Source organism: Brevundimonas sp., from assembly GCF_029946145.1.
Lineage (GTDB): Bacteria > Pseudomonadota > Alphaproteobacteria > Caulobacterales > Caulobacteraceae > Brevundimonas.
Genome location: NZ_JAQSDY010000026.1, coordinates 1 through 18,933 on the forward strand (window position 1 = coordinate 1; position 18,933 = coordinate 18,933).

General features: G+C 67.9%; 23 protein-coding genes and 1 tRNA gene. 19 read left to right on the plus strand and 5 right to left on the minus strand.

The window, feature by feature from the left end; all coding sequences use genetic code 11:
• From PSV23_RS11235 to PSV23_RS11285, 11 genes are all read left to right on the plus strand, one after another.
• The coding region (locus tag PSV23_RS11235) for a hypothetical protein (RefSeq protein ID WP_300468956.1) at positions 1–249 on the plus strand (249 nt) is incomplete at its 5' end.
• A 67-nt stretch (positions 250–316) separates the two neighbouring features.
• A complete protein-coding gene (gene glyA, locus PSV23_RS11240; protein WP_300468958.1) occupies positions 317–1,600 on the plus strand; it encodes a serine hydroxymethyltransferase in 1,284 nt (427 codons plus the stop codon).
• Positions 1,601–1,607: 7 nt separating this feature from the next.
• On the plus strand, positions 1,608–2,066 hold the full coding sequence (gene nrdR / locus PSV23_RS11245; protein ID WP_300468960.1) for a transcriptional regulator NrdR: 459 nt from the start codon (positions 1,608–1,610) through the stop codon (positions 2,064–2,066).
• The gene (locus PSV23_RS11250; protein WP_300468963.1) at positions 2,066–2,710 is read left to right on the plus strand and encodes a RibD family protein; all 645 of its coding nucleotides are present in this window, start codon (positions 2,066–2,068) and stop codon (positions 2,708–2,710) included. Before nrdR ends, PSV23_RS11250 begins: the two co-directional genes overlap by 1 nt.
• 58 nt (positions 2,711–2,768) lie before the next feature.
• Entirely contained in the window at positions 2,769–3,359 is a 591-nt protein-coding gene (locus tag PSV23_RS11255) for a riboflavin synthase (protein WP_300468966.1), read from the plus strand.
• Positions 3,359–4,492 (plus strand): 3,4-dihydroxy-2-butanone-4-phosphate synthase, encoded by a 1,134-nt coding sequence (gene ribB, locus PSV23_RS11260; RefSeq protein WP_300468969.1) that lies wholly within the window; start codon positions 3,359–3,361, stop codon positions 4,490–4,492. The genes PSV23_RS11255 and ribB overlap by 1 nt, the downstream gene beginning before the upstream one ends.
• On the plus strand, positions 4,489–4,950 hold the full coding sequence (ribH, locus tag PSV23_RS11265) for a 6,7-dimethyl-8-ribityllumazine synthase (protein WP_300469284.1): 462 nt from the start codon (positions 4,489–4,491) through the stop codon (positions 4,948–4,950). Before ribB ends, ribH begins: the two co-directional genes overlap by 4 nt.
• Positions 4,947–5,477 carry a transcription antitermination factor NusB gene (nusB, locus tag PSV23_RS11270; protein WP_300468972.1) on the plus strand — a complete coding sequence of 177 codons (531 nt, stop codon included), beginning with the start codon at positions 4,947–4,949 and terminating at the stop codon, positions 5,475–5,477. Before ribH ends, nusB begins: the two co-directional genes overlap by 4 nt.
• A 7-nt stretch (positions 5,478–5,484) precedes the next feature.
• A complete protein-coding gene (gene thiL, locus PSV23_RS11275; RefSeq protein WP_300468974.1) occupies positions 5,485–6,474 on the plus strand; it encodes a thiamine-phosphate kinase in 990 nt (329 codons plus the stop codon).
• 37 nt (positions 6,475–6,511) lie between these two features.
• Positions 6,512–6,937 (plus strand): hypothetical protein, encoded by a 426-nt coding sequence (locus PSV23_RS11280; protein ID WP_300468976.1) that lies wholly within the window; start codon positions 6,512–6,514, stop codon positions 6,935–6,937.
• A gap of 177 nt (positions 6,938–7,114) precedes the next feature.
• Positions 7,115–9,262, plus strand: coding sequence for a sodium-translocating pyrophosphatase (locus PSV23_RS11285; RefSeq protein WP_300468978.1), 2,148 nt, complete (start codon positions 7,115–7,117; stop codon positions 9,260–9,262).
• Positions 9,263–9,369: 107 nt separating this feature from the next.
• Here the strand turns inward: PSV23_RS11285 and PSV23_RS11290 are convergent, their stop codons facing one another.
• Positions 9,370–9,849, minus strand: a complete 480-nt coding sequence (locus tag PSV23_RS11290; RefSeq protein ID WP_300468980.1) for an outer membrane protein assembly factor BamE — start codon at positions 9,847–9,849, stop codon at positions 9,370–9,372.
• A gap of 83 nt (positions 9,850–9,932) precedes the next feature.
• Here PSV23_RS11290 and PSV23_RS11295 point away from each other — a divergent pair, with 83 nt between their 5' ends.
• From PSV23_RS11295 to PSV23_RS11325, 7 genes are all read left to right on the plus strand, one after another.
• Positions 9,933–10,466, plus strand: coding sequence for a ubiquinol-cytochrome C chaperone family protein (locus PSV23_RS11295; RefSeq protein ID WP_300468982.1), 534 nt, complete (start codon positions 9,933–9,935; stop codon positions 10,464–10,466).
• A complete protein-coding gene (locus PSV23_RS11300; protein WP_300468984.1) occupies positions 10,463–10,975 on the plus strand; it encodes a DUF177 domain-containing protein in 513 nt (170 codons plus the stop codon). The genes PSV23_RS11295 and PSV23_RS11300 overlap by 4 nt, the downstream gene beginning before the upstream one ends.
• A gap of 93 nt (positions 10,976–11,068) precedes the next feature.
• The gene (gene plsX / locus PSV23_RS11305; RefSeq protein ID WP_300468986.1) at positions 11,069–12,154 is read left to right on the plus strand and encodes a phosphate acyltransferase PlsX; all 1,086 of its coding nucleotides are present in this window, start codon (positions 11,069–11,071) and stop codon (positions 12,152–12,154) included.
• Positions 12,151–13,128: a beta-ketoacyl-ACP synthase III gene (locus tag PSV23_RS11310; RefSeq protein ID WP_300468988.1), complete on the plus strand. Its 978-nt coding sequence runs from the start codon at positions 12,151–12,153 to the stop codon at positions 13,126–13,128. The genes plsX and PSV23_RS11310 overlap by 4 nt, the downstream gene beginning before the upstream one ends.
• Before the next feature lie 75 nt (positions 13,129–13,203).
• Complete coding sequence (locus PSV23_RS11315) at positions 13,204–13,512, plus strand: integration host factor subunit alpha (RefSeq protein ID WP_300468990.1); 309 nt, start codon at positions 13,204–13,206, stop codon at positions 13,510–13,512.
• A 5-nt stretch (positions 13,513–13,517) separates the two neighbouring features.
• Positions 13,518–13,943, plus strand: coding sequence for a MerR family transcriptional regulator (locus tag PSV23_RS11320; protein ID WP_300468993.1), 426 nt, complete (start codon positions 13,518–13,520; stop codon positions 13,941–13,943).
• 54 nt (positions 13,944–13,997) lie between these two features.
• Positions 13,998–14,074 (plus strand) — tRNA-Pro (locus PSV23_RS11325).
• Positions 14,075–14,139: 65 nt separating this feature from the next.
• Here the strand turns inward: PSV23_RS11325 and PSV23_RS11330 are convergent.
• Together PSV23_RS11330 and PSV23_RS11335 are read right to left on the minus strand one after the other, a co-directional pair.
• Complete coding sequence (locus PSV23_RS11330; protein WP_300468995.1) at positions 14,140–14,346, minus strand: DUF2842 domain-containing protein; 207 nt, start codon at positions 14,344–14,346, stop codon at positions 14,140–14,142.
• Positions 14,347–14,348: 2 nt separating this feature from the next.
• The gene (locus PSV23_RS11335; protein ID WP_300468997.1) at positions 14,349–14,600 is read right to left on the minus strand and encodes a transglycosylase; all 252 of its coding nucleotides are present in this window, start codon (positions 14,598–14,600) and stop codon (positions 14,349–14,351) included.
• A 134-nt stretch (positions 14,601–14,734) separates the two neighbouring features.
• Between PSV23_RS11335 and PSV23_RS11340 the strand changes: the two genes are divergently transcribed.
• Complete coding sequence (locus PSV23_RS11340) at positions 14,735–15,802, plus strand: COX15/CtaA family protein (protein ID WP_300468999.1); 1,068 nt, start codon at positions 14,735–14,737, stop codon at positions 15,800–15,802.
• On the opposite strand, the gene PSV23_RS11345 is transcribed toward PSV23_RS11340, so the two are convergent.
• Both PSV23_RS11345 and PSV23_RS11350 read right to left on the minus strand, forming a co-directional pair.
• Positions 15,771–17,183 (minus strand): alkaline phosphatase PhoX, encoded by a 1,413-nt coding sequence (locus PSV23_RS11345; protein ID WP_300469001.1) that lies wholly within the window; start codon positions 17,181–17,183, stop codon positions 15,771–15,773. The two genes, PSV23_RS11340 and PSV23_RS11345, sit on opposite strands and share 32 nt — an antisense overlap.
• Positions 17,184–17,442: 259 nt before the next feature.
• A complete protein-coding gene (locus PSV23_RS11350; protein WP_300469003.1) occupies positions 17,443–18,687 on the minus strand; it encodes a DNA polymerase IV in 1,245 nt (414 codons plus the stop codon).
• Positions 18,688–18,933: the final 246 nt, after the last annotated feature.

Here is an 18,933-nt window from a genome sequence, read left to right on the forward strand (position 1 = left end):
TGGACGACCTCGTCAAGGCGATGGACCGGCTGTGGACACACTGCAACGTGGCGCGCCTTCCTGCCGTCGCCTGAGCCAGGCCTCGGCGAGATTATCGTCGAACTGACCCGCAACGGGCCATACCTGAAATGCTCGGCCGTGCACGTTGCGACCGGTGTGGAGGCGTCCGCCGTCGGGCCGGTCACCGAGCGCGCGGGCCTGGAGCGGATCGCCATCGGCAAGCTGAAACGGGCGCTGGCCGCCCGCTGACCACAAGATGTTGTGGTGAACCGGCGTCGGGCCTAAATGGTTCGCCGCCAGAGCTTCGGGGATTCCAGTGACCGCCTTCACCCACGCCGACTATTTTTCGAAGACCCTCGCCGAGGCCGATCCCGACATCTTCGGCGGCATCCAGGGCGAACTGGGCCGCCAGAAGGAGCAGATCGAGCTGATCGCCTCCGAGAACATCGTCTCCAGGGCGGTGCTGGAGGCGCAAGGCTCGGTCCTGACCAATAAATACGCCGAAGGCTATCCGGGCCGGCGCTACTATGGCGGCTGCGAATACGTCGACGTCACCGAAAACCTCGCCCGCGAGCGCGCCAAGGCGCTGTTCGGCTGCGCCTTCGCCAACGTCCAGCCGCACTCGGGCGCCCAGGCCAACCAGGCGGTGTTCCAGGCCCTGCTGACCCCCGGCGACACCTTCCTCGGCATGGATCTGGCGGCCGGCGGCCACCTGACCCACGGTTCGCCCGCCAACCAGTCGGGCAAATGGTTCCGGCCGGTGACCTACAAGGTGCGCGAGAGCGACTGCCTGATCGACTATGACCACGTCGCCGAGATGGCCGAGAAGGAGAAGCCGAAGCTGATCCTGGCCGGCGCCTCGGCCTACAGCCGCCACATCGACTTCAAGCGGTTCCGCGAGATCGCCGACAGCGTGGGCGCCTATCTGATGGTCGACATGGCCCACTATGCCGGCCTGATCGCCGGCGGCGTCTATCCCGACCCGCTGCCCCACGCCCACGTCGTCACCACCACGACGCACAAGACCCTGCGCGGGCCGCGCGGCGGCATGGTGCTGTCGAACGACATCGAACTGGGCAAGAAGATCAATTCGGCGGTCTTCCCGGGCCTGCAGGGCGGGCCGCTGGAGCATGTCATCGCCGCCAAGGCCGTGGCCTTCGGCGAGGCGCTCAAGCCAGAATTCAAACTCTATGCCCAACAGGTCGTGACCAACGCCCGGGCCCTGGCCGCCGTGCTGGTCGAGCGCGGCGCGGCCATCGTCTCGGGCGGCACCGACAGCCATCTGATGCTGGTCGACCTGCGGCCCAAGGGCGTCACCGGCAAGGCTACCGAGGCGGCCCTCGAACATGCCCTGATGACCTGCAACAAGAACGGCGTCCCCTTCGACACCGCCCCCTTCACCGTCACCTCGGGCGTCCGTCTGGGCACCCCCGCCGGCACCACGCGCGGCTTCGGCGTCGGCGAGTTCCAGCAGGTCGGCCACTGGATCGCCGACATCATCGATTCCATGAAGGGCACGGACGAGGCCGACGCCGGCGTGTCCCAACGCGTCGCGGGCGAGGTGCGTGAGCTCACGCGCCGCTTCCCGATCTACGGATAACCCGCTGATGAAATGCCCCTTCTGCGGAAATCAGGACACCCAGGTGAAGGACAGCCGCCCGTCCGACGACGGCGCCGCCATCCGCCGCCGCCGGTCCTGCCCGCAGTGCAGCGGGCGTTTCACCACTTTCGAACGGGTGCAGCTGCGCGAGCTGATGATCCTCAAGCGTAACGGCCGCCGCACCCCCTTCGACCGCGACAAGCTGGAGCGGTCGCTGAACGTCGCCCTGCGCAAGCGTCCGGTGCAGGCCGAACAGGTCGAACAGCTGGTCAGCCGCATAACCCGCCAGCTGGAAAGCCTCGGCGAGACAGAGATCCCGTCCTCGACCGTCGGCGACTTCATCATGAAGGCGCTGAAGTCGGTCGATGAGGTCGCCTACGTCCGCTACGCCTCGGTCTACAAGGACTTCCGCCACACCGGCGACTTCGCGCGTTTCCTGGGCGACGAGGGTCTGGACGAAAACTGATGCGCCCCCCGGATCAAAGGATCCGCGTCACCCTGAAGCTGGCCACATCGCTGGACGGCCGGATCGCCACGGCCACGGGCGAGAGTCAGTGGATCACGGGCGAGGCGGCGCGGCTGGAAGGCCATCGCCTCAGGGCCGCTCATGACGCCATTCTGGTGGGCGTCGAGACTGTACTCGCGGACGACCCCGAACTGACGGCGCGGCTTCCGGGCCGGCCTGTAGACCAGCCGTTGCGGGTGGTGCTGGACAGTCGCCTGCGCACGCCCCCCACGTCGAAGGTCGCAAACGGCGACAGCCTGATCCTCACCGTTTCCGAGCCCGCGCCCGTCGGGACCGCCGTCGTTGAACGCGTCGAGGCCGACCAGGAGCGCCCGTCGGTCGTCGCCAGCCTCGGCGCCCTGAAACGCCGGGGCGTTTCATCGGTGCTGATCGAGGGCGGCGGGCAGGTGGCGGCCAGTTTCCTGCGAGCCGGCCTCGTGGATCGGCTGGAGTGGTTCCGCGCCCCGATCCTGCTTGGGGCCGAGGGGCGACCCTGCGTGGCGGCGCTCGGCCTTGCGAAGCTGGCCGATGCCCCCACCTTCCGGCGAGTGTCCGCCGAACCGGTCGGCGACGATCTGTGGGAACGCTATGACGCGATCCGCTAGCCTTCGCCGGCCTGCGACCGGTTTTGACGTACGGCGGCCCTCGCCGGGAGGGCGTTGAGTGTTCACCGGAATCGTCACCGACATTGGCCGGGTCCGTTCGGTCCGCCAGACCGCGCGCGACCGTCGCTATGAGATCGAGACCGCCTTCGACACCGCCGGCGTCGACCTCGGCGCCTCGATCAGCCACGCCGGCTGCTGCCTGACCGTGACCGAGAAGGGCCCCGGCTGGTTCGCCGTCGAGGTCTCGGGGGAAACCCTGTCGAAGACCACCCTCGGAGACTGGGCCGAGGGCCACCGCGTCAACCTCGAGCGCGCCGCGAAACTGGGCGACGAAATGGGCGGCCATGTCGTCTCGGGCCATGTCGATGGTCTGGGCCGGGTTGTCTCGGTCACGCCCGAAGGCGGCTCGCACCGCATCGACATCGAGGCCCCGGCGCCGCTGCACCGCTATATCGCCGCCAAGGGCTCGATCACGGTCGACGGCGTCTCCCTGACCGTCAACGCCGTCGAGGATCGGACCTTCGGTCTGAATATCATCCCCCACACCTGGGAAGCGACCACGCTCGGGGCCCTCAAACCGGGCGACGCGGTCAACCTCGAGATCGACATGCTGGCGCGATACCTCGCGCGGTGGCAGGAGACGGCGTGATGCAACTGGCCGCGAACATGAACGACAGCCCGATCAGCCCCATCGAGGACATCCTCGAGGACGCCCGCAACGGCAAGCCCTACATCCTCGTCGACGCCGAGGATCGCGAGAACGAGGGCGACATCATCATTCCGGCCCAGTTCGCCACGCCGGACCAGATCAATTTCATGGCTCGGCACGCCCGCGGCCTGATCTGCCTCGCCATCACCGCCGACCGCGCCCGCCAGCTGCGCCTGCCGCCGATGGCGGCCGAGAACCGCGAGAGCATGGGCACGGCCTTCACCGTCTCGATCGAGGCGCGCGAGGGCGTGACCACCGGCATTTCGGCCGCCGACCGCGCCCGCACGGTGCAGGTGGCGGCGGACCCGACCCGTGGCGCCGACGACATCGTCTCGCCCGGCCATGTGTTCCCGCTGGTCGCCCGCGACGGCGGCGTGCTGGTCCGCACCGGCCACACCGAGGCCGCGGTCGATATCAGCCGCATGGCCGGCCTTACGCCCGCCGGCGTGATCTGCGAGATCATGAACGACGACGGATCGATGGCGCGGATGCCGGACCTCGTCGCCTTCGCCCAGCTGCACGGAATGAAGATCGGCACCATCGCCGACCTGATCGCCTATCGCCGCCGCACCGAACGCTATGTCGAGCGGATCATGGATACGCCGTTCGAGAGCGTCCACGGCGGGCCGTTCCGCCTGATGCTGTACCGGAACACCATCGAGGGCGCCGAGCATGTGGCGCTGGTTCACGGCAAGATCGAGCCGGGCAAGCCGACGCTGGTGCGCATGCACCAGGTCGATTTCGCCGCCGACCTGCTGGGCCATGTCGAGGCGCGGCAAAGCTATATTCCCAAGGCCCTGAAAGTGATCAGCGACCATCCGGGGGCGGGCGTGACTGTCTTCCTCCGCGATCCTGACCTGCACGGCCTTGCGGAGCGGCTGGCGGGCGTTGAGAAACCCGTCGCGGTCGACCGCTCGATCCGCAACTACGGCGTCGGCGCGCAGATCCTGCTGGATCTCGGCGTGCGCGACATGATCGTGATGAGCTCGACCCGCCCCAATCCCGCTGCGCTGGAAGGCTACGGCCTGCGCATCGTCGGCTGGCGCGACATGGACGGAGAAGACCAATCCTGAGCGATCCCCCCCGCGTCCTCATCGTCGAGGCGCGCTTCTATGACGATCTGGCCGACGCCCTGCTGGAAGGGGCGAAGGACGCCCTGCGGGCTCGGAACGCGGAGTTCGACGTGGTCTCCGTGCCTGGCGCGCTCGAAGTGCCGACGGCCATCGCCCTGGCTGTCGAGGCTGGCCGCTACCCAACCGCGCCGCGCTACGACGGTTTCGTCGCCCTGGGCTGCGTGATCCGCGGCGAGACCTACCATTTCGAGATCGTCTCGGATCAGTCGGCGGCGGGGCTCCGCAATCTGGGGCTTAACGGCGTCGTCATCGGAAACGGCATCCTGACGACCGAGGACGAGGACCAGGCCTGGGCCCGGGCCCGCATCAGCGAGGGCGACAAGGGCGGCGGCGCGGCGCGCGCCTGTCTCGACCTCATTGCCTTGCGCAAGCGGCTGCGCGTAGGACTGGGCGCGTGACCGAACCCGCCAGCCTCCAGTCCGTCCTCGCCCAGCTCGCAGAGGCCGAGAAACAGCGCGCAGAACCGCAACTGACCAGCCGCCAGCGCCGCGCGCGCACCGTCGCGCGCCTCGCGGCCGTCCAGGCCCTCTATCAGATGGAGCTGGCCGGCGAGGGCGTCGAGACCGTCATCTCCGAGTTTTCCAACCATCGCTTCGACGCCGACATCGAGGGCGAACCCCTCGCCGAGGCCGACGAGGACTGGTTCGCCGGGATCGTGCGGGGCGTGGTCAGCGGCCAGCGCGACATCGACGACGCGGTCAAGGCGCGGCTGGCGTCCAACTGGCGGATGGAACGTCTCGACTCCACCCTTCGGGCCCTGCTCAGGGCCGGGGCGTGGGAACTGCGCGAACGCCAGGACGTGCCGCGCGAGATCGTCATCGACGAATATGTGGAACTGGCCAAGGCCTTCTTCGACGACGCCGAAGCCAAATTCGTCAACGCGGCGCTGGACGGCGTCGCCCGAGACGCCCGGCCCAGGGGCTGACACGGACATGCCCGCGGTCGATGTCGCAGGCGAGTTCGAGACCATCCGCCGCCTGTTCGCGCCCCTGGCCCATCCCGAGTGGGGACGGGGGTTGCTGGATGATGTCGCCGTGGTGCCCTCACGCGCCGGGCACGATCTGGTTCTGACCAAGGACGCCATCGTCGAGGGCGTTCACTTCCTGCCGGACGACCCGCTGGACACCGTGGCCCGCAAGCTGATGCGGGTGAACCTGTCGGACCTGGCCGCCAAGGGGGCCGAGCCGTTCGGCTATCTGCTGGCCTGCCACTGGTCCGAGCGTTGCGGCTGGCCCGAGCGGATGGCGTTCTGCGACGGCCTGCGTGTCGACCAGAAGGCGTTCGGCGTCGCCTTGCTGGGCGGCGACACGGTCGTGACGCCGGGCCCGGCCAGCTTTTCCATGACCATGCTTGGCTGGATCCCCAAGGGGCGAACCGTCGGCCGCGCTGGCGCCCGGGCGGGTGACCTGGTGTTCGTGACCGGCGCCATCGGCGACGGCTGGCTGGGACTGGAGGCGGTGCGGGGCAGGCTGTCGCTGGATCCTGAACGGATCGCCGCCTTGTCGGACCACTACCGGATCCCGACGCCGCGTACGGAATTCGCGGACCCGGTGCGGGATATGGCCACCTCGGCCATCGACATCTCCGACGGGCTGATCGCCGATCTCGGCCATCTGGCGGAAGCCGGGCGGGTGCGCATCGAGATCGATCTGGAAAACGTGCCGCTGTCGGCCGCCGGCCAGGCGTGGTTCGACGGCCGCGTCGACGAGCAGGCAGCGCTGGAAAAGCTGGTCACCGGCGGTGACGACTATGAGGTCGCCTTTACGGTCGGACCTCGCGATGAAGCCGCCATCCGGCGCGAGGCCGAGCGCCGGCATCTGCGCCTGACGCGAATCGGCCGCGTGACGGCGGGGCAGGGGGTCATCGCCCGTTTCGCCGGGCAGCCGGTACCCTTCGACAAGCCGGGTTTTACCCACGGCTGACAACGAAATCTCAAGGCGTGGCCGTCAAGGTGCCGCCATGCGCCGTCGTGACCTCATCGCCGCCTCCGCCGCCCTGCCGGTTCTCGTCGCCGGGAACGGGGCCATGGCCAGCGACAGACCCGCGCCCAGCGGCGCGAGCATCAGCATGCCCGGCGTGGGGCTGCCGGTCATCGCCGGCGGGCGTCTGCGGAACTATGTCTTCGTCTCCCTGCGCATGCATCTGGGCGGGTCGGCCACGCCCGAATCGATGCGCCTCAAGGAAGCCTATCTGCGCGACGCCCTGGTCCGCGCCGGACACCGGACGCCGTTTCTTGTGCCGGATGACTGGACGCGGATCGATGAGGCCGCCCTGTCCGCCAGCCTGATGCGATCGGCCGCTGTGATAGCTGGACGCGGCTCGGTGGTGCGCGTCGAGATCGTCAGCCAGGCGCCCCGCCGCCGCACCGGCGTCACCGCTGGCTGAACTTCGTTCACCAACGCTGTTGCGTCGGCCCCCGGCATTTGGCACGTTTCCGCCGCAATTCCCCAAGGACGCAACATGCGTCCGGTGCGCACGGGGGGACCGGAAGGCGGACAGAGGCGAATAACGCCCGCCGCGCCAAGGAACCGGGCGCCTGAACACACAGGGTTTGGAAACGCCATGAGTAACTATCTGTGGCTGGTCATCGCCGCGGGCGCGCTGGGAGTGCTTTACGGCCTCGTCCAGACCGCCGCGTTGATGAAGGCCAGCACCGGCAACGACAAGATGCGCGAGATCGCCGCGGCGATCCAGGAAGGGGCCTCGGCCTATCTGCGCCGCCAGTACACCACCATCGCCATGGTCGGGGTCGTCATCCTGATCGCGGCGTATCTGCTGATCGGCCCCTGGGCGGCCATAGGCTTCGTCATCGGCGCGGTGCTTTCGGGCCTCGCCGGGTTCGCGGGCATGCTGATCTCGGTCCGGGCCAACGTCCGCACCGCGCAGGCGGCGTCCGAGAGCCTCGCCAAGGGTCTGGACCTGGCCTTCCGGTCGGGCGCCATCACCGGCATGTTCGTGGCGGGCGGCGCGCTTCTGGGCGTGGCCGGCTACTACGCCTTCCTGACCGCCGGCGCGGGCTTTGAGTCCACCAGCCGCGAGGTCATCGACGGTCTGGTGGCCCTGGGCTTCGGCGCCTCGCTGATCTCCATCTTCGCCCGTCTGGGCGGCGGCATCTTCACCAAGGGCGCCGACGTGGGCGGCGACATGGTGGGCAAGGTCGAGGCCGGCATCCCCGAGGATGACCCCCGCAACGCCGCGACCATCGCCGACAATGTCGGCGACAACGTCGGCGACTGCGCCGGCATGGCCGCCGACCTGTTCGAGACCTATGCGGTGACGACGGTGGCGACGATGGTGCTGGCGGCGATCTTCTTCCGCGACCAGCCCTATGTCGAAACCATGATGCTGCTGCCGCTGGCCATCTGCGCCATCTGCGTGGTGACCTCGATCATCGGCAGCTTCTTTGTCCGTCTGGGCAAGAGCCAGAACATCATGGGCGCCCTGTACCAGGGCCTGATCGTCACCGGCGTCCTGTCGGTCGGTGCGGTCTGGTGGGTCATCACCAACCTGGTGACCGGCCCGGTCACGACGACCAGCGGTCTGGTCATCGAGCCTATGAGCCTGTTCTGGTCCGGCCTGGTCGGTCTGGGCGTCACCGCGGCCATCGTGGTGATCACCGAATACTACACCGGCTCCAACTTCCGGCCGGTGCGCTCGGTCGCCAACGCCTCGGTTTCGGGCCATGGCACCAATGTGATCCAGGGCCTGGCCGTTTCGCTGGAGTCCACGGCGCTTCCGGCGCTGACGATCATCGTCGGCATCGTCGCCAGCTATCAGCTGGCGGGCCTGTTCGGCATCGCCATCGCCACCACGACCATGCTGGGCGTGGCGGGGATGATCGTGGCGCTGGACGCCTTCGGTCCGGTCACCGACAACGCCGGCGGCATCGCCGAGATGGCGAGCCTGCCCTCGGACGTGCGTCACGTGACGGACGCCCTGGACGCCGTCGGCAACACCACCAAGGCGGTGACCAAGGGCTATGCGATCGGTTCCGCGGGCTTGGGCGCCCTGGTGCTGTTCGCGGCCTATACGTCGGACCTGAACTATTTCGCCGCCAACCCCGACCTGTTCCCGTTCTTCGCGGGCATGGGCGAGATCGATTTCGGCCTGACCAATCCCTATGTCGTCGTCGGCCTGTTGTTCGGGGGACTGCTGCCCTTCCTGTTCGGCGGAATGTCCATGATGGCGGTCGGCCGGGCTGCTGAATCGGTCGTGGAAGAGGTCCGTCGCCAGTTCCGCGAGAACCCGGGCATCATGACCTATGAGGTCAAGCCCGAGTACGGCCGGGCCGTCGACATCCTGACCAAGGCGGCGATCCGCGAGATGATCGTGCCGTCGCTGTTGCCCGTCCTGTCGCCGATCGTGCTGTTTGTGGCCGTCCTCATGATCTCGGACAAGGCCACCGCGTTCGCGGCCCTGGGCGCCATGCTGATGGGCGTGATCGTCACCGGCCTGTTCGTCGCCATCTCGATGACGTCGGGCGGCGGCGCGTGGGACAACGCCAAGAAGGTGATCGAAGAGGGCTTCACCGACAAGAACGGCGTCGTCCACGGCAAGGGCTCCGAGGCGCACAAGGCCGCGGTGACCGGCGACACGGTCGGGGATCCCTACAAGGACACCTCCGGCCCGGCGGTGAATCCGATGATCAAGATCACCAACATCGTCGCCCTGCTTCTTCTGGCGGTGCTGGCGAGCGGCAAGATCGCCTGAGTTTGAACGGCCTCTCCGGTTCGCCGGAGAGGCCGGCCATCCTGAAAAAGAAAGAGGCCCCGGAGAGCGATCTCCGGGGCCTTCTTCGTTCTGCCTGGTCGGGAGACCTAGTCGTCCCGGCGTTGCTGGCCGGGCGTGTCTTCGTCGGTGCGGGGCAGCTGGCCGCGGCCGACGTTGCCGAGCAGTTGCTCGAGGATCGTCAGCTGGCGGCCGCGGGTCGGCGTCTCGCGGCCGTTCATGGCGACGACCTGGCCGTCCTCGAGACCGAGATTGTTGACAGCCGAAACCTGACCGGCCTCGTTGAAGGTGATTTCGGTCACCGACCGCTGGGTCACGTGGGCGCGGTTGTAGGTGTATTTCTCGGTGACCTGGCTGATGTAGTACCAGATGCTGTCACGCTCGAAGGTCGAGGTCGTCGACGGCGTACCCAGCTTGGTCAGCACGGTCTGTTTGGTGTCCGTGCCGGCGACGATGTCGGCCGGCTTGGCGTCGATGGCTTGGAAACCGTTCTGACCCACCACCGGGGCGCACGCGGCCGTAAGGGCCGTGGCGGACAAAACGGCGATAAGGAGCTTGGAACGGAGCATTTGCGGCGCCTGCGACTTCAACAAGGTCTTTGACCTAACCGGACCCGAGCCTTAGTTCAACGGCGCGGCGGAAAAGGGGCCGCATGATCATGCTTCAGAATCTGTTCCGTACCCGCCCCCGAGAGCGTCTGGGCCAGCCGCTGTATGAACTGGCGGTGCGCCAGGCGCGCGACCCGGGCTTCTATACGGCGCTGGGCGTCGCCGACCGCATCGATGCGCGGTTCGAGCTCTACACCCTGCATGTGCTGTTGCTGGTCATGCGCCTGCGCGACGAGGGCGAGCGCGGGGCGCAGGCCGGTCAGGATCTGTTCAACACCTATGTTTCGTCGCTGGACCACGCCCTGCGCGAACTGGGTGTCGGAGACATCTCGGTGGGCAAGAAAATGCGCAAGCTGGGCGAGGCCCTGTACGGCCGGATGACCGCCTATGAGGGTCCCCTGCGCGAGGGTGACGCCGCGGCGTTGTCCGTCGGTCTGGCGCGCAACGTCTATGAGAGCGACGATCCCGCGGCCGGGGCTGCGCTTGCGGACTATGCGCTGGCCAGCCGGGGCCGTCTGGCGGCGCAGGATTTCGATGGGGTCGTGGCGGGGCCTGACTGGGCGGAGGTCGTCAAATGAGCGTTCCAACCCTTCCGTACAGCGAGCCGGTCCGCCTGCATCAGGTCCCCGGCGGCGTGAAGCGGACGCTGGAGCCCGACGCGGCGGCGCGAGCGCGGATCGCCAAGGCTCTGGATCTGGCCTCGCTGGAATCCTTCACCGCCGAGATGGATCTTGTTCCGACGGACGCCGGCTGGCGGTTGTCCGGACGGGTCCGCGCCAGCCTCGCCCAGATCTGCGGCATCACCTTGGAGCCCTTGCCCGTCGAGATCGACGCGCCGTTCTCCCTGACCCTGGCCGAGGCGGTGGACGAGGATTCCGACGAGATCGTCATCACCCTGGATGACGAATCGCCTGACCTGATCGAGGACGGCCAGATCGACCTGGGCCAGTATGCGGTCGAACAGCTTGCCCTGCGGCTGGACCCGTTCCCCCGCAAGCCCGGCGCCGAGTTCGTCCAGCCGCCGGAACCGGCCGAAATCTCGCCCTTCGCCGTGTTGAAGCAACTGCGTCCGTCCGACGAAGGTTGACGTCGGGGCGGCGCGGTTGCATCCCCCCGGGGCGGCGCTATCGTCGCCTTACTGACAAGCGCCGGACTGACGGCGCGACGGAGTCGAAACGGCTTGTCATCCCCCATCCTGATTTCGCTCGACGCCATGGGCGGGGACCACGGTCCGTCGGTCGTGGTTGCAGGCGTCCGCGACTACCGCAAACGCCACGGCGGCGACGGCGTGCGTTTCCTGCTGCATGGAGACGAGACCGCCATCCGGCATGAAATGGCCACCTGCGCGCTGACGGACGAGGTCTGCATCGTGCGCCACACTGACAAGATGGTGGCCATGGACGAGAAGCCGGCCCAGGCGATGCGTCGCGGCAAGGGCTCAAGCCTGTGGAACGCCATCGAGGCGGTCAAGCTGGGCGAGGCGGGCGCCATCGTTTCGGCGGGGAACACCGGCGCGCTGATGGCCATATCCAAACTGCTGCTGCGGATGTCGGCGCACGGGCTGGAGCGACCCGCCATCGTGGCCAGCTGGCCGACGCTCAAGGGCGTGACGGCGGTGCTGGATGTCGGCGCCAACGTCGAGAGCGATGCCGAACAGCTGGTCGAATTCGCCATCATGGGGGAGGCCTTCCACGCAGCGGTGCACAGCAGCGGCCGCCGGCCCACAATCGGCATTCTGAATGTCGGGTCCGAGGACATGAAGGGCCATGAGGAGGTCCGCGAGGCCAACCGCATCCTGCGCGAGGGCGGCGAGGCCTTCGGCTTGGACTACAGGGGCTTCGTCGAGGGCGACGACATCGCCAAGGGTACGGTCGACGTGGTCGTCACCGACGGGTTCACCGGCAATATCGCGTTGAAGACAGCTGAGGGCGTGGCCCGTTTCATTTCGGCCCTGATGAAGGAGGCCCTGACTTCTGGTGTCATGGCCCAGGCCGGAGCCTTGCTGGCCCTGCCGGCGCTGAGACGCATGCGCCAGAAGATCGACCCCAGCGCCATCAACGGCGGTCCGCTGCTTGGCCTGAACGGAATCGTGGTGAAAAGCCACGGGGGCGCAGACGCCAAGGGCTTCGGCAACGCCATCCGCATTGCGGTCGAGTTGGGCCGCAGCGACTATCTGGTCAAGGTCAGCGAGAGCTTCAACCGCCTGACCGCCGTCATGGAACAGCCGACCGCGCCCGCGGAATCGGCCATGGAGACTCCCCAGTGAGCGTCATTCGCAGCGCCGTGACCGGCGTAGGCTCATTCCTGCCGGAACAGGTCGTCACCAACGCGGACCTGGCGAAGATCGTCGACACCTCCGACGAGTGGATTCAGGAACGGACGGGCATCCGCCAGCGGCACAAGGCCCGCGACGACCAGCCGACCAGCGATCTGGCGGTCGAGGCGGCGAAGAGGGCCCTGGTCGACGCCGGCCGGACGGCCGCAGACGTCGACCTGATCATCGTCGCCACGACCACGCCTGACATGACCTTTCCGTCGGTCGCCTCGATCGTCCAGCGCAAGATCGGCGCGCCGACCTGCATCGCCTTTGACATTCAGGCCGTGTGCTCGGGATTTGTCTATGCGCTGAGCGTCGCCGACGGCTTCGTCGCCCGCGGCATGGCGAAATGCGCCCTGGTCATCGGCGCCGAGGAGATGACGCGGCTGATGGACTGGACCGACCGGTCGACCTGCGTCCTGTTCGGCGACGGCGCCGGCGCGGTCGTCGTCGAGCCTCGCGAGGGGCAGGGGACCAAGGAAGACCAGGGCCTGCTGGGCTTCGCCCTGCGCTGCGACGGGACCAAGACCGATCTGCTGTACGTCGACGGCGGTCCGGCCACGACGGGCACGGTCGGCCATCTGCGGATGGCGGGAAATCAGGTGTTCCGGCACGCCGTGGTCAATATCGCCGAGGCCATCACCGCCGCGTGTATCGCTTCCAACATCGAAGTCGCGGACGTCGACTGGTTCGTGCCCCACCAGGCCAACCAGCGCATCATCAAGGGCGTGGGCGACCGGCTTGGACTCGACGAAAACAAGGTGATCACCACCGTCGCCATGCACGCCAACACATCGGCGGCGTCGATTCCGCTGGCGCTTGACGCCGCCATCCGGGATGGACGCATCAAGCGTGGCGATCTGATCCTGCTGGAGGCCATGGGCGGCGGTCTGACCTGGGGCGCCTGCGCGTTTCGTCTGTAGGGCGTATTTCCGGCTTTCCATTTGACGACGCTTGCCCTTTTATGTCGGCGACCGACCTTTGGAGGGGAGCGGACCTTGGCCGAACACCAGACCCTGACACGCGCGGACCTGTGTGAAGCGGTGCATGAAGAGGTCGGACTTTCCCGACAGGAGTGCTCGTCACTGGTCGAGCGCACGCTCGAACTGATCATCGAATCGCTCGAACGCGGCGAGACCGTGAAATTGTCAGGCTTCGGCGTCTTCCAGGTGCGCGAGAAACGCGCCCGCATGGGCCGCAATCCGAAAACGGGTCAACCCGCCGCGATCCATCCGCGCCGGGTCATCAGTTTCCGCGCCTCGCAGATCATGAAGGGCCGGGTTCACGACGCTGTCGTGAGCGCCTGACGCCCGTGGCCAAGAGCCCGAACGCTTTCCGGACGATTTCAGAAGCCTCTGACGAGGTCGGCGCGCCCCAGCATGTGCTGCGCTTCTGGGAGACCAAATTCGTGTTCCTGACACCGCTCAAGCGGGCCGGGGGGCGGCGCTTCTACCGGCCGCAGGACATCGTGGTGCTGAGGGCCGTCAAACGGCTGCTGCACGAGGAAGGCCTGACCATCAAGGGCGTGCAACGGCTGCACAAGGAGCAGGGGCTGAAGCGTCTGGCCCACTATGGCGATCCGGACGGAACGGTGACCTTCGAGCCGGAGGGGGGCGCGCCGGTCGAGGTTTCGGCCACGAACGCCAGCGGTCCACCGTCCATCCGCCTGCGTCAGGCGCTGGCCGAACTGGAGGGCGCGCGGGCCCGGCTGGAAGCCGTCCTGTCGAGAAGCGCCTGAGGGCTGCTTTTTCGGTTTGCGGCGCCGCGAACCCCGTCTATAGGGAGCGCCTCTCGGAGCGTGGCGCAGCCTGGTAGCGCACTTGACTGGGGGTCAAGGGGTCGCAGGTTCGAATCCTGTCGCTCCGACCATTTTCCTTGTGAAAATCGGTTGGTTGAAGGGGTCGTCTCAGGACGGCCCCTTTGCAATTGAACCGTTACTTCTTTCTGTCCGCGCCCTCGGCCCAGCGGAACAGCGGATAGAGGGGCACGCCCCAGCCGATGCCGGCGACGGCGTAGACCAGCAGGTCGATCAGCGGCGAGGCCGGCAACAGGCCCCGGATCGCGATCGCGCCCCAGATCCAGACGGCGAGAAAGACGATCACGCCCAGCATGGCGACGAAGCGGCGTGTCCGCGGACCCATGGTCAGCGCTTGCTCCGGAACAGGAAGAAGCCGCCGAGGGCCAGGGCCGAGGCGGTCAGCGCCCAGACGACCCAGCCCCATTCGTCCATCGTTCCGATGGCGAAGACGCGGATGGCCAGGAACCAGCCGACGACGGCGGCGACGCCCGAGACGAGCGAGGTCGCGAACAGGCCGCGGCGGCCGGTGACCAGGTCGGCCAGCCAGGCCAGGGCGAAGGCCCCGAGAACGGCGATGGCGATGTCGGCGTACTGCAACGGCCTCTCCTGACTTGCGGCGATGCGACGCCGAAAAGCGACTCGATCTCGCCGCACAGGGCGGGCATACCGCTCAGTCCGGCGTCGGACCAGAGACGCGCCGGCACTGTAACGGTCGGGACGGCGGGCGTCGAATGAAGCGTTTCATCGGAGGCGATCAGAGCCGGGCCGTCGCCATCTGGCTGTTCGCCTGCGCCGTGCTGGTGTTCGCCATGGTGGTGGTCGGCGGCGTGACACGGCTGACCGGTTCGGGCCTGTCGATCACGGAGTGGAAGCCGATCATGGGGGCCCTGCCGCCCATGAACGCGGCTGACTGGCATGAGGCCTTCGAGAAATACCGGGCCATTCCGCAATACGCCCAGGTCAATGCCGGGATGAGCATGGGCGAGTTCCAGGGCATCTTCTGGTGGGAGTGGGCGCATCGCCTGCTGGGGCGTCTGATCGGGGCGGTCTTCTTCCTGCCCTTCGTGGTGTTTCTGGCCCTGCGACTGATGCCGCGGCGGCTGATCGCGCGCTGCGCCGTGCTGCTGGCGCTGGGCGGGCTGCAGGGGTTCATCGGCTGGTGGATGGTGTCCAGCGGGCTGTCGGAACGGGTCGACGTCGCCCCCGAGCGGCTGGCGACGCACCTGGGCCTGGCCTTGCTGATCTTCATGGGACTGATCTGGACCGGGCTGGAGGCCTGGAACGGCGAGTCGCATTCGCGGTCGCCCCAGGGGTGGAGCCGGGGGGCGGCGGTCCTGCTGGGCGCGGTTTTCATTCAGTGCCTGCTGGGCGGGCTGGTCGCGGGGGCCAAGGCGGGTTTCGTCTACACCGACTGGCCGATGATGAACGGGGCGGTCCTGGCGCCGGTGGACTGGGGCAAGGGGGCGCTGGCCTTCCTGCACGACCAGGCGCTGGTGCAGTTCAATCACCGGGTCTGGGCCTACGCCCTGCTGACCGGAGGCATGGTCTATGCGGTGCAGGCATGGCGCTGGCGGCTGGCCGAGGGGCTGGGCGTTTCGGCCTTTGTGGTGGCGGCCGTGCTCTGGCTGCAGGCGTTATTGGGCGTCGCCACCCTGATGAACGCCACGCCGCTGTGGCTCGGGGCGTTGCATCAGGCGGGGGCGGTGCTGGTGCTGACGGCGGCGACGGTAAACCTGTGGCTGGTCCGACGGTCGCAGGCGCGTCTGTTTACGTCCGGACCGAGGTCCAGGGGCCTCTGATCGCGAAGGTGATCCCGGGGTACTGGATGTTGACGAACATCACCTGGCCATCGGGCGAGAAGCAGGCCCCGGCGAACTCGGCGTTGCCGGTGAAGACGTTGCGGGCGATCGTGTAGAGCTTCCCGTCCGGCGTGACGCCTTTCACATGGTTGCGGATGTCGGCGGAATAGTTGTCCTCGCAGACGATCAGATGACCCCAGGGCGCAACGCAGAGATTGTCGCCCATGTTGATAGTCTTTTCATCGGTGCTTTCGACGAACAGCTGAAGCCGGCCCGGCCGCAGCCGCTCGCCAAGCGAGCCCTCGAAGCGCGAGGGGACGTAGCGCAGGATCTGGCCGCGCTGGATCGGTCCGCCGGAGGTGGCGGTCAGATACATTTCACCGTCGCCCCAGAAGATGCCTTCGCCGCGGGCCACGAGCGTCGCGCCGGCTGCATGGCCGCGTTGGCGGAGGTCGCCGGCGGGGCTTTCGACGTCCTCCATGTCGATCCAGACAATCTCGCGCCAGTCGCCGACGGACCAGATGCGGGTCTCGTGGTTGGAGGAGTCCGCGCCGCGAGCGTCACGGAAGGCCATGGCCTGGAGGCGGCCGCCCTCGACAAGCCTGCCGGGCGTCGTGGGGATGAAGCGGTAGAACAGGCCGTCGACCTTGTCCTCGGTCAGATAGACGATGCCGGTGCGGGGATCGACGCAGGCGGCCTCGTGGTCGAACCGGCCCATGGCCTTGAGCGGGACGGGATCGACCAGACCGGTGGCGGTGGCGGGCACCTCGAAGACATAGCCGTGCGCCCTGGCGACATCGGCGTCCGCGGGCGTGGCCTCGGTTTCCTCGCAGGTCAGCCAGCTGCCCCAGGGCGTGTGGCCGCCGCAGCAGTTGGTGCTCGTGCCCGAAAGCGAGAGGAACTGGCGCACGGTCCGCCGGGTCTCGAGGTCGTAGACGAGGGTGGTCGTGCCGCCGGGGAGGGGGCGGCCGTCCTTGTAGGTGTCATAGCCCCTGGCCGGATCCAGCAGGCCGAGGCGCTCCTGGTGGAAGCCGCCGGGGCCGAGGTTCCGGTGGAGGCCGCTGGAGCTGCCCAGTTCATGGTTGCGGACCAGGGCGACGCGCGGCCCGTCGAGGGGAAAACAACCCATGCCGTCGAACTGACCCGGGACGAACAGGCCGTCGTCCATGGTGTCGCCGCTCTGGGAGATGACCTGGTAGGAAAAGCCCTCGGGCAGGTCGAGCAGGCGGTTGGGGTCGCGAATCAGCGGGCCGTAGCCGGCGACCTGGTTGACGTAGGTCTCGGCGCCGACGGCGGTTTGCGCATGGGCGTTGCGCGCCAGGCCGACGAAGGCGAGGGCGGCGGCCGAGCCGGCGATAAGATCGCGACGATGGGGGCGCATGGAGACTCCGGAGGTGACGGGATCGCTTATGACGGGGGCGGGCCTTGTGGTCATCATGGTTCTGTGACGGGTGTGCGGGCTGGGTTCTCCTCGCTTCATCATTTCTGTCGTCATCCCGGCGAAGGCCGGGACCCAGCGGCGCCGAAGGCGATCTGTTCACGCACTCTGGGGCGCTCCGATGTGTCCGCGACAGGTTCGCGCTCGCGCGCGCCACTGGGTCCCGGCCTTCGCCGGGATGACGACAAGGAGGGGGCGGGGCTCAATCCTTCAGCGCCCGCCCGGCCACCACCGCCTTCGCTCCGAATTTCGCCCGCAGCGCGTCGATGGCGGTTTCGGTTTTCAGGGCCCGGGTCTCGGTCGTGTCGAACAGGGCCGGGGCGTCGACGGCGTCCACCACGTCGCCCATGCCGATGCCGATCAGGCGGTAGGGTCGGCCCAGTTCGGGGGCCATCAGGGCGCGGCCGGCCGCGAACAGGGCGCGGGCGGTCTGGACCGGCTCGGGCAGGGAGATGCGGCGGGTGATGATCCTGAAGTCCGTGCGGCGCAGTTTCAGCACCAGAACCCGACTGGCCACGCCGTCGCGGCGGGCCTTGGACGCCAGCTTCTCGCACAGGGGCCAGAGTTCGGCTTCCAGATCCTCGGCCGAGGTCAGGTCCTCGTTGAAGGTGGTCTCGGCGCTCATGCCCTTGCGGTCGTGGACTGGATTGACCAGCCGGGCGTCGCGCCCGTGGGCGAGGTCATGCAGCCGCAGACCGGTCTCGCCATAGCGTTTGACCAGATCGCGGACGTCGGCGGCGGCCAGATCGCCGACGGTGGCGAAGCCGTCGCTGTTCAGGGTCTTCGCGAACACCGGGCCGACGCCGGGCAGGATGCGGATGGGTTTGGGGGCCAGAACGTCCTTCGCCTCGGAGCCGAGAACGGAAAAGCCGCGGGGCTTGTCCAGTTCGGACGCCACCTTGGCCAGGAAGCGATTGGGGGCCAGGCCGATCGAGACAGTCAGGCCCGTGTCTTCCTCGATCTGTTTCTGCAGGCGAATCAGCTGCCAGGCGGGTGGGCCGCCGTTCAGGCGCTCGGTGCCCGCCAGGCCGATCCAGGCCTCGTCCAGCGACAGGGTCTGGACCAGGGGCGTCAGTTTGCCCACGGCGCCGAAGATGGCCTCGCTGGCGGCGATATATTTGCGGAAGTCGGGCTTGATGACGACGGCCTCGGGGCAGGCCTTGAGCGCCTTGAACATCGGCATGGCCGAGTGAACGCCGTACTGGCGCGCGACGTAGCAGCAGGTCGAGACCACGCCACGCTTTCCGCCGCCGACGATGACAGGTTTGTCGCGCAGTTCGGGCCGGTCGCGCTTTTCCACCGAGGCGTAGAAGGCGTCGCAGTCGAGGTGGGCGATGGTCAGCTGGTCCAGCTCGTCATGGCAGACCACGCGGCGCGAATCGCAGGCTTCGCACCGGTCGACCTTGTGGTCGCCGGTCCAGAGGCAGTCGCGGCAGATGGCTTTCACCCAGGCACCGTCATCCTCGGGCTTGTCCCGAGGACCCACGGCCGGTGCGGTTGCAAAGGGTGGATCATGGCGGCGCGATCGTGCCTCACCGCTGTCTTTCATGCGACGGAGAAATGGGTCCTCGGGACAAGCCCGAGGATGACGGGAAAAACGGGCTTCACCCCAACTTAAGACCCGTGGGGCCACAGTGCACGAAGAAGGCGACAAGCCTCCGTGCAGCCGCACTCCATGAGGCGACAGGCCAGG